Raw genomic sequence first — 14,287 nt, forward strand, 5'->3', positions numbered from 1 at the left:
CCTCGACCATGCATGTCCTCGTGGTGCACAACCGCTACAACTCGGCACAGCCGAGCGGGGAGAACAACGTCGTGGACCAGGAGGCCGAGCTGCTGCGCGCGGCCGGCCACCGGGTCGGCCTGTTCGAGCGGCGCAGCGACGACATCGCCGGCCGGTCCCTGCTGGGCAAGGCCGCGCTGCCGCTCCTGGTGCCGTGGAACCCGGCGGTCCGCTCGGAACTCGCCGACCGGCTCCGGGCCGAGCGGCCGGACGTGGTGCACATCCACAACGTCTTCCCGCTCCTGTCGCCCGCGGTGCTCGCCGCCTGCGCCGACGCGGGCGTGCCCGCCGTGGCCACACTGCACAACTACACCCAGGTCTGCCCGCCCGGCACGCTCCAGCGGGACGGCCGGCCGTGCACCGAGTGCGTCGGCTCGTCGCCGCTGCCCGCCGTCCGGCACGGCTGCTACCGCGGCTCCCGGCTGGCGACGGTACCGCTCGCGGTCAGCCTGTCGGTCAACCGGCGGCGCTGGTGGTCGGGCGTGGAGCGGTTCTTCTGCATCTCCGCCGCCCAGCGCGACGTCCTGGTGCGGTCCGGGATGCCCGCCGAACGCCTCGCGGTGAAGCACAACTTCGTGCCCGAACCGGACGTCCGCCGCACGGGCCCCGGCGAGCACGTGCTCTATCTGGGCCGCCTCGCGGAGGCCAAGGGCGTACGGCTGCTGATGGCCGCGTGGGACGAGCTCGCGGCGAACGGCGGGGTGGGCGTACCACTGATGATCGCCGGCACGGGACCGCTGGAGGCCGAGGTGACCGCTTGGGCGGCGGACCGGGACGACGTGCGCTACGTCGGCCTGTACGACCCCGCCCGGTGCCGGCAGGCCATCGCGCGGTCGGTCGCCGTGGTGGCCCCCTCGACCTGGCTGGAGGCGTTCGGCCTGGTGGTCGTGGAGGCCATGGCGGCCGGGGTCCCGACCGTGGCCGCCGCGCACGGAGCGTTCGTCGAACTCGTCGAGGACGGGGTGAGCGGGCTGCTGCACCGGCCGGGCGACCCCGCCTTGCTCGCCGCCTGCCTGCGCCGGATCACGGCCGGTCAGGAGCGCAACCAGGAAATGGGCCGGGCGGCCCGGCGCCGGTACGAGCAGGGCTTCAGCCCGGCCGTCGGCCTCGAACGCCTGGTGGAGGGGTACCGCTCCGCGATCGCGGAGCGGTCGGGCGGCGGGGAGAGCCCGCCGCCGATACGTGACGGAAACACTGGCTCGCGCCGGGGGCACCAGCGCGAGCGGGATGGGGGCAGTAGATGACACGATGCCGACTCTGCGGCTCGGCGGCGCTCGAAAGCGTCGTCGACCTGGGAGCGACCCCGCCGTGCGAGAGCTTCCTCGCCGCGGAACAACTGGACGAAGCCGAACCGGCGTACCCGCTGCACCTGCGGGTCTGCACCGACTGCTGGCTCGCGCAGATCCCTCCGCTGATCACCCCGGAGGACACGTTCAAGGAGTACGCGTACTTCTCCTCCTTCTCGACCTCCTGGGTGGAGCACGCGCGGACGTTCGTCGCCGACGCCGTGGAGCGGGTGGGCCTCGGCCCCGACGCCTTCGTGGTCGAGGTCGCGAGCAACGACGGATATCTGCTGAAGCACGTGGTGGACCGGGGGATCCGCTGCCTGGGCATCGAGCCGTCGGTGAACGTCGGTGCCGCCGCACGGGACGCCGGTGTGCCCACGCTCACGGAGTTCCTGTCCCCGGAGACCGGCGCCGCCGTCCGCGCCGAGCACGGCCCGGCGGACCTGGTCGTCGCCAACAACGTGTACGCGCACATCCCCGACGTGGTCGGCTTCACCCAGGGACTGCGGGCCCTGGTCGCCGACGACGGCTGGGTCTCCATCGAGGTGCAGCACCTGCTGACCCTCATCGAGGACAACCAGTACGACACGATCTACCACGAGCACTTCCAGTACTACACGGTCGCGTCCGCGATCCGGGCCCTCGCCAGCGGCGGACTCGCCCTCGTGGACGTCGAGTTGCTGCCCACCCACGGCGGCTCCATCCGGCTCCATGCCCGCCCCGCCGAGGTGGCGGGCGAACCGTCGCAGCGGGTGGCCGACGTACTGGCCAGGGAGAAGGCCGCCGGGCTCCAGGAACTGTCCGGGTACACCGAGTTCTCCGCCCGGGTCGCCAAGGTGCGCAGGGACCTCCTGAAGTTCCTCATCGAGGCGGCCGAGCGCGGCGAGACCGTCGTCGGCTACGGCGCCCCCGGCAAGGGCAACACCCTGCTCAACCACTGCGGCATCCGGCCCGACCTGCTCGCGTACACCGTCGACCGCAACCCGTACAAGCACGGCAGGTTCACCCCGGGCACCCGCATCCCGATCCTGGCGCCCGAGCAGATCGCCGCCGACAAGCCGGACTACGTGCTCGTCCTGCCGTGGAACCTGCGGACCGAACTGGTCGAGCAGTTGTCCTTCGTGCACGAGTGGGGCGGCCGGCTGGTCTTTCCCATACCGGAACTCAGCATCGTCGAGGACGCGTCGTGAAGGAGATTGCAGCATGAAGGTCGTTCTGTTCTGCGGCGGTTACGGGCTGCGCATGCGCAACGGGGCCTCCGACGACACGCCCAAGCCGATGGCCATGGTCGGCCCCCGGCCGCTGATCTGGCACGTCATGCGCTACTACGCGTACTTCGGGCACACCGAGTTCATCCTCTGCCTCGGCTACGGGGCCCACCACATCAAGGACTTCTTCCTCAACTACGAGGAGACGACGTCCAACGACTTCGTCCTGCGCCAGGGACGGACCGAGTTGCTGTCCACCGACATCGCCGACTGGACGATCACGTTCGCGCAGACCGGCATCGAGTCACCGATCGGGGAGCGGCTGCGCCGGGTACGGCACCACCTCGACGGCGACGAGATGTTCCTCGCCAACTACGCCGACGTGCTCACCGACGCACCCCTGCCCCAGATGATCGACCAGTTCGCCCGCCGCGACGCGGGCGCGTCGATGATGGTGGTGCCGCCGCAGTCCTCGTTCCACTGCGTCGACCTCGGCGAGGACGGCCTGGTGGGAGGCATCACCGCGGTCAGCGACATGCCGCTGTGGGAGAACGGCGGCTACTTCGTGCTCCGCCAGGAGATCTTCGACCACATCCCGGAGGGCGGCGACCTGGTCGCCGACGGCTGCGGCCAACTGGCGAAGCAGGGACGGCTGGTGGCGCACCAGCACCGCGGCTTCTGGAAGCCGACCGACACCGTCAAGGAGAAGGCCGCGCTCGACGAGGCCTACGCCCGGGGCGACCGCCCGTGGGCCGTCTGGGAGCGGGACGGCGTGAGCGGGCACAGAGCCGGCGTCTCGGCGGGGACGGCGTGATCGGGCTCGGGTCCGGACGCCTGGACCGGATCGTCGCGGTGGGCGCGCACTGCGACGACATCGCCATCGGTGCCGGCGGCACCCTGCTGACGATGTGCCTCGCCCGGCCCGGCCTCCGCGTCGACGCCCTGGTCCTCACCGGCGGCGGCAGCGAGCGCGAGCAGGAGGAGCAGGCCGCGCTCGAAGCCTTCTGCCCCGGCGCGGACCTGCGGCTGACCGTGCTCAAACTGGCGGACGGCCGACTGCCCGCGCAGTGGGAGGAGGCCAAGGCCGCCGTCGAGGAACTGCGCGCGCGCACCGACCCGGACCTGGTCCTCGCACCGCGGACCGACGACGCGCACCAGGACCACCGCGGCCTGGCGCAACTGCTGCCCACCGCCTTCCGCGACCACCTCGTACTGGGCTACGAGATCGTCAAATGGGACGGCGACCTCGGCCGGATGGCGGCGTACCAGCCGCTGACGCCGGACACCGCCGAACAGAAGGTGCGGCTGCTGCAGGAGCACTACGCCTCGCAGCGGCACCGGCCCTGGTACGACCGGGAGGCCTTCCTCGGCCTCGCACGCATCCGCGGCATCGAATGCCACGCCCGCTACGCCGAGGCGTTCGCCGTCCACAAACTCACGCTCGACCTGGGCACTTGTGACCCGGGCACTTCACCACTGGGGGAATGAACCGTGCGCGTACTGCTGACCGGCCACCAGGGCTACCTGGGCACCGTGATGGCCCCGGTCCTCGCCGCCGCCGGGCACGAGGTCGTCGGTCTCGACGCCGGCCTGTTCGCCGACTGCGTCCTCGGCCCGCAGCCCGACGACCCGCGGGGGCACCGGGTGGACCTGCGCGACATCACGGCCGAGCACGTGGCCGGGGTGGACGCCGTGATCCACCTGGCCGCGCTCTCCAACGACCCGCTGGGAGCGCTGGCACCGGACCTCACCTACGACATCAACCACCACGCCTCCGTACGACTGGCCCGGCTGGCCCGCGAGGCCGGGGTGCGGCGCTTCCTGTACGCGTCCACCTGCTCGGTCTACGGCGCCGCCGGCGGCGACGAACTCGTGGCCGAGGACGCCCCGTTGCGCCCCGTGACGCCGTACGCGGAGTCCAAGGTGCGGGTCGAGGACGACCTGCACGCGCTCGCCGACGACGACTTCAGCCCCGTGTTCATGCGCAACGCCACCGCCTTCGGCTACTCGCCCCGGCTGCGCGCCGACATCGTGCTGAACAACCTCGTGGGCCACGCGCTCCTGTCCGGCGAGGTGCTGGTGCTCTCCGACGGCACACCCTGGCGCCCGCTGGTGCACGCCGCCGACATCGCCCGCGCCTTCACGGCCGCGCTGACCACGCCCCGGGAGGCCGTGCACGACCGCGCGTTCAACATCGGCAGCGAGGTCAACAACGTCACGGTCGCCGAGATCGCCGAACAGGTCGCCGAGGCGGTCTCCGGCTCGAAGGTGCGGATCACCGGCGAGAACGGCGCCGACCCGCGCTCGTACCGCGTGGACTTCGCCCGCTTCCGCGCCGCGATCCCCGGCTTCGACTGCGAGTGGACGGTGAAGCAGGGCGCCCACGAACTCGCCGACGCCTACCGCAAACACGGGCTGACCAAGGAGGACTTCGAGCGCCGCTTCACCCGCCTCGCCGTGCTGCGCGCGGCCTCCGAGGCGGGCTCCGTCGACGACACCCTGCGGTGGCGCCGATGAGCACGCCCGGCGAGGAGATGCACGCGCTGGTGGAGCGGCTGTACCCGCTCTGCCGGAGCATCACCGGCGACGGGGTGCGCGCCACCCTGGACATCGTCGACGAGTACGTTCCGCTGCAGGTGCACGAGGTGCCGACCGGGACGCAGGTGCTCGACTGGACGGTCCCGCAGGAGTGGAACATCCGGGACGCCTACATCGCCGATGCCGAGGGCAACCGGGTCGTCGACTTCGCCGCGTCCAGCCTGCACGTGCTCGGCTACAGCGTCCCCGTGTCCGCCACCATGCCGCTGTCCGAGCTGCGCGAACACCTGTACACCCTGCCGGACCAGCCCGACCTGGTCCCGTACCGCACGAGTTACTACGAGCCGAAGTGGGGCTTCTGCCTGTCCCAGGAGACCCTGGACGGGCTGCCGGACGGCGACTACGAGGTGCGCATCGACTCGACGCTCGCCGACGGACACCTCACCTACGCCGAGCACGTCGTCCCGGGGCAGGTCTCCGACGAGGTGATCGTCTCCTGCCACGTCTGCCACCCGTCGCTGGCCAACGACAACCTGGCGGGCGTCGCGGTGGCGACCTACCTGGCCCGTGCCCTGGCGGAGACGACCCCGTACTACACCTACCGGTTCATCTTCGCGCCCGGCACCGTCGGGGCGATCACCTGGCTGGCCCGCAACGCGGAGCGGATCGAGCGCGTCAAGCACGGGCTCGTACTGGCCTGCGCGGGGGACTCGGGCCAGGTGAACTACAAGCAGAGCAGGCGCGGCGACGCGGAGATCGACCGCGTGCTGCAACATGTGCTGACCGCGTCCGAACGCCCGCACCGGATCAACGAGTTCACCCCGTACGGCTACGACGAGCGGCAGTACTGCTCACCCGGGTTCAACCTCGGCGTGGGCTCGCTCAGCCGGACCCCGTACGCCGGCTACCCCGAGTACCACACCTCGGGGGACAACCCGGACTTCGTCTCCCCGGAGGCGATGGAGGACACCCTCGCCGTCTGCCGCGAGGCCTTCGCCGTGCTCGACCGCAACCGCAGTTACGTCAACCTCAGCCCCTACGGCGAACCACAGCTGGGAAGGCGCGGGTTGTACGACTCGCTCGGCGGGCGCAGCGACGCCAAGCAGGCCCAGATGGCCATGCTCTGGGTGCTCAGCCTCTCCGACGGCGAACACAGCCTGCTGGACGTCGCCGAACGGTCGCAGTTGCCGTTCGACACCGTCGCCGTCGCGGCCGACGCCCTGCACGGCGCCGGGCTGATCAAGGCATGACGCCGATGGCCACCGAGGGGGACAAGACGCCGACACCGGCGGACCGGGCCACGAACGCGGACCGGTCCGCCGACCGGTCCGCCGACCCGTCCGCCAGGAAGGGCATCGTCGGCCGGCTGTCCTGGGGACTGGCCGACCAGGCGGCCTCCAGCATGACCAACTTCGCGGTGGGCATCTACGTGGCACGGTCGCTGGGACTGACCGCGTTCGGCGTGTTCAGCCTGGCCTGGCTGACCTACGGCGTGGTGCTCAACGTCGCCCGCGGGCTGGCCACCGACCCGCTCGTCGTGCGCTTCAGCGGCGTACCCGAGGCGTCCTGGCGCTCGGCGGCGGCCCGCTCCTCGGGGGCCGCGCTCGGCGTGGGCGCGGCCCTCGGCGCGGTGTGCCTGCTGGTCGGGCTCGGCCTCGGCGGACGGGTGGGACCGGCGTTCATCTCGCTCGGCGTCGTCCTGCCCGCACTGCTCCTCCAGGACGCGTGGCGGTTCGCGTTCTTCGCCGCGGGCGCCGGACGGAAGGCGTTCGTCAACGACCTCGTGTGGGGCGTCGCGCTCGTCCCGGCCATGGTGATCGCGGCCCGCGTGGACACCGTCGCCGCCTTCGTCCTCGCCTGGGGCGCGTCCGCCGCGGTCGCCGCCGGGTACGGCTGCCTCCAGTCCGGCATCCGGCCCCGGCTCACCCGGGCAGGCGGCTGGCTGAGCGAGCAACGCGACCTCGGCTACCGGTACTTGGTCGAGAACGTCAGCCTCAGCGGCGCGAGCCAACTGCGCGCGTACGGGCTCGGCGTGATCGTCGGCGTCGGCGCGGTGGGCGCGGTCCGGGGCGCGGAACTGCTCCTCGGCCCGTTCCTCGCCCTCCTCATGGGCCTTTCCCTGGTCACCGTCGCGGAGGCGGCCCGTGTACTGCGGCGGGCCCCGCACCGGCTGGCCAAGTTCTGCCTCCTCCTCGGCGGGGGACAGGCCGCCGCCGCGCTGCTCTGGGGCGCTGCGCTGCTGCTGATGCCCGACCGGGCGGGCGAGTTCGTGCTCGGCGACGTCTGGAACTCCGCCTCGCAGCTCATCGTGCCCGCCACGCTCGGCGTCGCGGGCGCCGGACTCGGCAGCGGCGCGGCGGCCGGGCTGCGCGCGCTCGCCGCCGCCCGCCGCAGCCTGCGCTGCCAGCTCTTCGCCTCCGCCTGCTATGTCGGCGGCGGCCTCGGCGGAGCCGCCCTGGCCGGCACGGTCGGCTCGGCCTGGGGTGTCGCCGCCGCGACCGTCTGCGCCTCGGCCGTCTGGTGGCTCCAACTGCGGTCCGCCCTGCGCGAGCGCGCCCACCATCCCATTCCCGAAGTGAGGACCTCATGACCGCCCACCCCAGGCTGAGCGTCGGCCTGCCCGTCTACAACGGCGAGGAGTACCTTGCCGAGTCGCTCGACGCCCTGCTCGGCCAGACGTACGAGGACTTCGAGCTGGTCATCTCCGACAACGCCTCGGCCGACGGGACCCAGGACATCTGCCGCGAGTACGCCGCGCGGGACGCGCGCATCCGGTACATCCGGCTGCCCCGCAACATCGGCGCCGCGCCGAACCACAACTATGTGTTCACCGAGTGCCGCGGCGAACTGTTCAAGTGGGCCTCGCACGACGACCTGTACGCCCGCGACCTGCTGCGGGCCTGTGTCGAGATCCTGGACGAGCGCCCCGACGTGGTCCTCGCGCACAGCGGCCAGGCCGTCATCGACGGCGACGGCAAGGTCAAGGTCCCCTACGAGTACGGGCTGGCCACCGACTCGCCGCACGCGCCCGAGCGCTTCCGCAGCCTGCTGTTCGAGCCCGGCGGCGACGACTTCTACGGCGTGATGCGGGCCGACATGCTGCGCCGGGTGAAGCCGCACGACAGCTACCACCACGCGGACCGCACGTTCGTCGCCGAGATCACCCTGCACGGCCCCTTCCACCAGGTGCCGGAGCTGCTGTACTTCCGCCGCGACCACCCCACCCGCGCCGAGCGGGCGAACCCCTCCAAGCGCTCCCGCTGCGTCAACCTGGACCCGCGCCGGGCAGGCCTCCTGCACCCGACGCCCCGGCTGCTCGCCGAGTACGTGTGGGGCTTCGCCTCGGCGATCCGGCGGGCGCCGCTGTCCCCGGCCGACCGGCGCGCCTGCCACCGCCATCTGGCCTCGTGGATGACCAGCCGGGTCCGGCCGGGCGCGGGCGAGCGGGTCGAGGACCGCGCCCCGGTCGACCCGGCCCGGTACGCCGTCTCCGTGGACGCCGTCGTCGCCGGCCGTGAGGGCAGGCAGGCGTGAAGCCCGGAACCGGGGTGCCCGGCGGGTCCGGGGCGGCCGGGGTGCCTGGGGGTGAAACACCGGTGCGCGTAGGGGTGTTCGGCCTTCTCGGCTCCGGGAACCTCGGCAACGACGGATCGCTGGAGGCCGTACTCGGATACCTCCGCGCCCGGCATCCGGACGCGGCCGTGGACGCGCTGTGCGGGGGACCGGACGTCGTCATGGCCCGCTACCGGATCCCCGCGACCCGGCTGCACTGGTACCGGGGGGAGTACCGGACCGCGTCGCGCCTGGGTTCGATGGTGGGCAAGGGCCTCGGCAAGTTCGTCGACGTCTTCCGCACCGCCGCCTGGGTGCGCAAGCACGACGTGGTGATCGTGCCGGGCATGGGTGTTCTGGAGGCCACGCTGCCCCTGCGACCGTGGGGCTTCCCCTACTCCCTCTTCCTGCTCTGCGCGAGCGGCCGGCTGTTCGGCACCCGCGTCGCGCTCGTCGGCGTCGGCGCCGCCGCGATCGGCAACCGGCCGACCCGGGCCCTGGTGCGCTGGTCGGCGCGGCTGGCCGCGTACCGGTCGTACCGGGACGCCCTCTCGCGGGACGCGCTGCGGGACATGGGCGTGGACACGGCACACGACGAGGTCTACCCGGACCTGGCGTTCGCCCTGCCGACACCGCGGGCGAGCACGTCCTCCGAACAGCCTGCGGGCTCCCGGGGCCCGGTCTGCGTCGGCGTCATGGACTTCCACGGCGGCAACGACGACCGCGCCCGCGCCGAGGAGATCCACCGCCGCTACCTCGACGGGACGACCCGGTTCGTCCGCGCGCTCGTCGAGGACGGCAGAGCGGTCCGGCTGCTCACCGGCGACGAGTGCGACGCGTCGGTGGTCGCCGCGATCCTCGCCGCGGTGGACTCACCCCTGGTCACCGCCTCCGAGGCGTCCTCGCTGGCCGACCTGATGAAGGAGATGGCGGCGGCCGACACCGTCGTGGCGACCCGCTACCACAACCTGGTCTGCGCGCTGAAGGCCGGCACACCGACGCTCGCCCTCAGCTACGCGGCGAAGAGCGACGCGCTGATGGCGCGGATGGGGCTCGACGCGTACTCCCACCCGGCCCGCGAGATCGACCCCGACGAACTGCTGCGCCAGTTCAGGGAACTGGAGCGCAGAGCGCCGGAGATCCGGCGGACCCTCACCGAGCGGAACCAGCTCGCCACCCGCCAACTCGACGACCAGTTCGCCGCGTTGACCTCGGCCCTGTTCCCGGCCGACCACCCCGAACACGCCCTGCGGAAGGCCTCGTGAACCTCATGAAAGCGACCGAAGTCCCGGCGATCGCCGGAGCGTACCTGTTCGAACCGACGCCGTACGCCGACGAGCGCGGTTTCTTCTGCCGCACCTTCGACGCCGACGTGGTCCGCTCGGTGGGCCTGGACCCGAACGCCTTCATCCAGGACAGCGTGTCCCGCTCGGTCCGGGGCGTCCTGCGCGGACTGCACCTGCGCTCCGGAGCGGGCGAGGCCAAGCTCGTGCGCTGCTCGTACGGGAAGATCTTCGACGTCGTCGTGGACCTGCGGCCGGACTCGCCGACGTACCGCAACGTGGCGTCGTTCGAGCTGTCGGGCGAGACGCAGAAGACCCTCTACATCCCGGCGGGCTGCGCGCACGGCTTCCAGGCGCTGACCGAGACCACCGACACCTCCTACCGCATCGACCGCCCGCACGATCCGGCCGAGGACGTGACGATCGCCTTCGACGACCCGGAACTCGGCATCCCCTGGCCGCTGCCCGCCACCTCGATGTCCCAGCGGGACCGGGAGGCCCCGAGCCTCGCCGAGGTCCTGAAGCAGAGAGAGAGCTGAAGTCACCGTGGACACCGAAGAGTTCACCCTGCCCCGGTCGACGCTGGCCAACCAGCGGCTGCACGCCCTGATCCCCGGGGGCGCGCACACGTACGCCAAGGGCGACGACCAGTACCCCGAGCACCTGGCGCCGGTCATCGACCACGGCCGCGGCGCCCACGTCTGGGACGTCGACGGCAACCGCTACATCGAGTACGGCTCCGGCCTGCGGTCGGTCAGCCTCGGCCACGCCCACCCGCGCGTGATCGAGGCGGTACGCCGCGAACTGGACCGCGGCAGCAACTTCGTCCGGCCGTCCGTCCTGGAGGTCGAGGCGGCGGAACGCTTCCTGGCCACCGTGCCGACCGCCGAGATGGTGAAGTTCGCGAAGAACGGTTCGGACGCCACCACCGCCGCGATACGCCTGGCCCGCGCGGTCACCGGCCGCCCGCGGGTCGCCATCTGCGGCGACCACCCCTTCTTCTCCACCGACGACTGGTTCATCGGCACCACACCCATGGCGGCCGGCATCCCGGCGGCGACCACCGACCTCACGGTCGCGTTCCCGTACGGGGACCTGGCCGCCACGGAGGAACTGCTCACCCGGCACCAGGACGAGATCGCCTGTCTGATCCTCGAACCCGCCACCCACACCGAGCCGCCGCCCGGCTACCTCGCCGGCCTGCGCGAACTGGCCGACCGGCACGGCTGCGTACTGATCTTCGACGAGATGATCACCGGCCTGCGCTGGTCCGAGGCGGGCGCCCAGGGCCTGTACGGAGTCGTCCCCGACCTCTCCACGTTCGGCAAGGCGCTCGGCAACGGGTTCGCGGTCTCCGCGCTGGCCGGGCGCCGCGACCTCATGGAGCGGGGCGGACTGCGCCACTCCGGCGAGCGGGTGTTCCTGCTGTCCACCACCCACGGCGCGGAGACGCACTCCCTCGCCGCGGCCATGGCGGTACTCACCACCTACGTCGAGGAGGGCATCACCGCGCGACTGCACGCCCTCGGCGAGCGGCTGGCTGCCGGTGTCCGCGAGGCCGCCGCCGGTATGGGCGTCGGCGACCACGTCGTCGTACGGGGCCGGGCCAGCAACCTGGTCTTCGCGACCCTCGACGAGAAGGGGCAGCCGTCGCAGGAGTACCGCACCCTGTTCCTGCACCGGCTCCTGGCGGGCGGGGTGCTCGCCCCGTCGTTCGTGGTGAGCAGCGCGCTCAGCGACGCCGACATCGAACACACCGTGGACGTGGTGGCCCAGGCGTGCGCGGTGTACCGGAAGGCGCTGGACGCGGGTGACCCCACCCCTTGGCTGACCGGACGCCCGGTGAAGCCGGTGTTCCGCCGCTCGGTGTGAGGTGACGTCAGCGGACTACGGCTGACCGGGCGGGCGACGGCGGTCGCCCGCCCGGTCGATCACCCACGCGGTGGCGGGTACCAGCGCCAGCGCCGTGCACCAGCCGCCGAGGACGTCGGTCGGATAGTGCGCGCCCAGGGCGACCTGCGCCCAGCCCATGGTGGCGCCCGCCACCAGGCCCGCGCCGAGCACGAGCAGCGTGCCGGCCGCCCGGCCCAGACCGGACCGGCCGACCGCGAGCAGCGCCACGATGAGCGCGAGCGCGGTGAGGAACGCGGTGTGCCCGCTCGGGTAGGACAGATTGTCGGGGCCGTGGATGGTCCGCCCCACCAGGGACTTGAAGAGGGTCGCCACCACGACGGTGACGCCGACCCCGGCCACGACGAACACGGCGGCGCGCGTTCGCCGACGCAGCAGACAGCCCGCCACGGCGACCAGGATGAGCGCCGCCGCTCCGACGGGCTCGCCGAGGAAGTCGATGGCGAGCGCGACACCCCGCCACGGCGACCGCACACTGTCGTCCGTCGGCTCGACGAACCACCTGTCCACGGTGCCGGGTTCGGTGTGCCCGCTGTACATGACGCCGAGGGCGACGACAACGGCGGCGGCGAGGACCGCGATCACCCCGAGCCCCGCGCGCAACGACTGGGGCAGCACCGGGGATGTTGGGTGGGTATCAGTCTCTAAGGCCACCCTTGTCACCCTAGCCAACGAGGGGTTGCGCCAAACCGCCTATGAACGAGGCCCATTCGCCACGGCCGACCCGCAGCACGGGCGCGTCACTCACGACTTTCGAGTCCCGAACGTACACAGCCTCCGACCCGGCAGCCACTTCCACGCAGTTGCCGCCGTCCGAACCGCTGTAGCTGCTCTTGATCCAGGCCAGACGCTCGCTGCTGCTCATGTCGCTGTCTCTCCTGCCAGACGTTCGATGAGGCGTGCAGACTGCTCGGTGTTGAGGGCCTGCGACCGCAGCATCCCATAGCGCAGGCCGAGGTGGCTGGCCGCGCCCACCTGGGCCACCACGACACCGACGCCCTGTGACTCCACGTATCCGAACCGCTGGTTCTCTCCTGTCTCCAGCACGACGAAGGATCCGTTGAGGCCCAGGTGGAAGTCGCGTGCCGGGGGCATGACCTGAAGCTGTACGTTCTCCAACTCGCCTACCACCAACAGGTGATGCAGTTGTCTGCGCATCACCTCGGCGCCGCCGACCGAGTTGGTCAGTGCCGTCTCGGCGATGACGAACGACAGGTCCACCGCAGGGGCCCTCGTGAGGATCTTCTGCCGGTTGAGGCGTGCCTCGGTGTGATTGTCGACGACATCCGACTCCAGCTTCGGCCGATGCCCCGCGTACACGGCGCGTACGTACTCCTCCGTCTGCAACAAGCCCGGAATCAGCAGCGGCTCGTACTCGAACCTGCTCACGGCGCCCGCCTCGATCAACGCGAAATTGCGGAAGAATCTCGGCAGCTTCGCCCGGTCGACCTCGTCCTGCAACACCTCCAGGACGCCGCCCGCTTTCAATGCCTGGTCCGCCGCCGTGGTGAACGCGACCTTCGCCGGGCGCCGCCCCTGCTCGACCGATGCGACCTGCTCCAGGGAGTAGCCGATCGCCTCGCCGAGCTGCTGCTGGTTCAAGCCGGCCCGTTTGCGCAGATGCCGGAGCAGCACGCCGTACGCCGACCACGCCCCCGGCAGATCGGGCCCCTCCTCCTTCGGCTTCGCCGTACGCCCCGCCCGCGTGTCCCCGACACCCCGTACCGTCCCCACAGCCCACGCCCTTCCATCCGCTCCGCACCGCACCGTTCGATGTCCAACGCGGATCGCGGAAACAGGGACACGCGCCGAACCCGTACAACGCCCGTACAACTCCCGTACAAGCAAAGGGCGTGCCGTACGAGAGGGACGAAGTACGGCCGTCATCCCTGTTCAGGGGGTCGTTCGTCGCCCCACGCTGGAACCGTGACCCAAGATCAGCTCACCGACGGGGCGAAGCCACCGCACACGCCCGCCCGCCGACTGGCCCTGTGCCTCAGCGGCACGAGACGCGGCGCCCGCCTCGCCCGGCAACTCACCGTCCAGCAGTTCACCGAGTGGACGGGCCTCCCGTACGACTCCGACCCGGCCAGGGCCGTCGCCCTCGTCACGGCCGAACTGGCGTCGAACGCGGTGCGCCACGGCAGCCTCCCCGGCCGGGACTTCCGCCTGGCACTGCACCTCCTGCCCGCCCACTTCCGCATCGAGGTGACGGACACCCGCCCCGAACGCGTACCCCCGGCCGCGACACCACAGCCCACGGACGAGCCCTCGGGCCGCGGCCTGCTCCTCGTCCAGACCTACGCGGACCGCTGGGGCCACACGGTCCACGACACATACACGAAAACGGTGTGGGCGGAGGTCCGCACCGGCCGTGACAGCGATACGCGAAAGGGATATTCACCTCTTGTGAACTGAATGCGTCGATCACATACTGATGTTGATCAACTGTCGCTTGCACGGAGTTGCG

General features: G+C 71.7%; 15 protein-coding genes. 12 read left to right on the forward strand and 3 right to left on the reverse strand.

Annotation, left to right across the window (positions count from 1 at the left end; genetic code table 11):
• Positions 1-8: 8 nt before the first annotated feature.
• The 11 genes from ACZ60E_RS26775 to ACZ60E_RS26825 all read left to right on the forward strand — a co-directional run bounded on the left by ACZ60E_RS26775 (position 9) and on the right by ACZ60E_RS26825 (position 11,778).
• The gene (locus ACZ60E_RS26775) at positions 9-1,283 is read left to right on the forward strand and encodes a glycosyltransferase (RefSeq protein WP_469443922.1); all 1,275 of its coding nucleotides are present in this window, start codon (positions 9-11) and stop codon (positions 1,281-1,283) included.
• On the forward strand, positions 1,280-2,515 hold the full coding sequence (locus ACZ60E_RS26780) for a class I SAM-dependent methyltransferase (RefSeq protein ID WP_384811891.1): 1,236 nt from the start codon (positions 1,280-1,282) through the stop codon (positions 2,513-2,515). The genes ACZ60E_RS26775 and ACZ60E_RS26780 overlap by 4 nt, the downstream gene beginning before the upstream one ends.
• A gap of 13 nt (positions 2,516-2,528) precedes the next feature.
• On the forward strand, positions 2,529-3,347 hold the full coding sequence (locus ACZ60E_RS26785; protein WP_469443704.1) for a glycosyltransferase family protein: 819 nt from the start codon (positions 2,529-2,531) through the stop codon (positions 3,345-3,347).
• Complete coding sequence (locus ACZ60E_RS26790; RefSeq protein ID WP_469443705.1) at positions 3,344-4,021, forward strand: PIG-L deacetylase family protein; 678 nt, start codon at positions 3,344-3,346, stop codon at positions 4,019-4,021. Before ACZ60E_RS26785 ends, ACZ60E_RS26790 begins: the two co-directional genes overlap by 4 nt.
• Before the next feature lie 3 nt (positions 4,022-4,024).
• Positions 4,025-5,050, forward strand: coding sequence for an NAD-dependent epimerase/dehydratase family protein (locus tag ACZ60E_RS26795; RefSeq protein ID WP_469443706.1), 1,026 nt, complete (start codon positions 4,025-4,027; stop codon positions 5,048-5,050).
• Positions 5,047-6,321: a DUF4910 domain-containing protein gene (locus ACZ60E_RS26800; RefSeq protein ID WP_469443708.1), complete on the forward strand. Its 1,275-nt coding sequence runs from the start codon at positions 5,047-5,049 to the stop codon at positions 6,319-6,321. The genes ACZ60E_RS26795 and ACZ60E_RS26800 overlap by 4 nt, the downstream gene beginning before the upstream one ends.
• Complete coding sequence (locus ACZ60E_RS26805; protein ID WP_469443709.1) at positions 6,318-7,661, forward strand: hypothetical protein; 1,344 nt, start codon at positions 6,318-6,320, stop codon at positions 7,659-7,661. Before ACZ60E_RS26800 ends, ACZ60E_RS26805 begins: the two co-directional genes overlap by 4 nt.
• On the forward strand, positions 7,658-8,605 hold the full coding sequence (locus tag ACZ60E_RS26810; protein WP_469443711.1) for a glycosyltransferase family 2 protein: 948 nt from the start codon (positions 7,658-7,660) through the stop codon (positions 8,603-8,605). Before ACZ60E_RS26805 ends, ACZ60E_RS26810 begins: the two co-directional genes overlap by 4 nt.
• Positions 8,606-8,667: 62 nt before the next feature.
• Positions 8,668-9,888 carry a polysaccharide pyruvyl transferase family protein gene (locus ACZ60E_RS26815; RefSeq protein ID WP_469443713.1) on the forward strand — a complete coding sequence of 407 codons (1,221 nt, stop codon included), beginning with the start codon at positions 8,668-8,670 and terminating at the stop codon, positions 9,886-9,888.
• Between the two features lie 5 nt (positions 9,889-9,893).
• Entirely contained in the window at positions 9,894-10,445 is a 552-nt protein-coding gene (gene rfbC / locus ACZ60E_RS26820) for a dTDP-4-dehydrorhamnose 3,5-epimerase (protein ID WP_385832751.1), read from the forward strand.
• 7 nt (positions 10,446-10,452) lie between these two features.
• A complete protein-coding gene (locus ACZ60E_RS26825; protein ID WP_469443714.1) occupies positions 10,453-11,778 on the forward strand; it encodes a glutamate-1-semialdehyde 2,1-aminomutase in 1,326 nt (441 codons plus the stop codon).
• Positions 11,779-11,793: 15 nt separating this feature from the next.
• On the opposite strand, the gene ACZ60E_RS26830 is transcribed toward ACZ60E_RS26825, so the two are convergent.
• The 3 genes from ACZ60E_RS26830 to ACZ60E_RS26840 are packed head-to-tail and all read right to left on the reverse strand — an operon-like array spanning position 11,794 to position 13,551.
• Positions 11,794-12,471, reverse strand: coding sequence for a phosphatase PAP2 family protein (locus ACZ60E_RS26830; RefSeq protein ID WP_469443716.1), 678 nt, complete (start codon positions 12,469-12,471; stop codon positions 11,794-11,796).
• A gap of 10 nt (positions 12,472-12,481) precedes the next feature.
• Positions 12,482-12,682: a DUF397 domain-containing protein gene (locus tag ACZ60E_RS26835; protein ID WP_469443719.1), complete on the reverse strand. Its 201-nt coding sequence runs from the start codon at positions 12,680-12,682 to the stop codon at positions 12,482-12,484.
• A complete protein-coding gene (locus ACZ60E_RS26840; protein WP_469443722.1) occupies positions 12,679-13,551 on the reverse strand; it encodes a helix-turn-helix domain-containing protein in 873 nt (290 codons plus the stop codon). The genes ACZ60E_RS26835 and ACZ60E_RS26840 overlap by 4 nt, the downstream gene beginning before the upstream one ends.
• 192 nt (positions 13,552-13,743) lie before the next feature.
• Here ACZ60E_RS26840 and ACZ60E_RS26845 point away from each other — a divergent pair, with 192 nt between their 5' ends.
• Complete coding sequence (locus ACZ60E_RS26845; RefSeq protein ID WP_469443725.1) at positions 13,744-14,235, forward strand: ATP-binding protein; 492 nt, start codon at positions 13,744-13,746, stop codon at positions 14,233-14,235.
• Positions 14,236-14,287: the final 52 nt, after the last annotated feature.

The sequence above is a fragment of the Streptomyces sp. NPDC102514 genome (genome assembly GCF_055584525.1).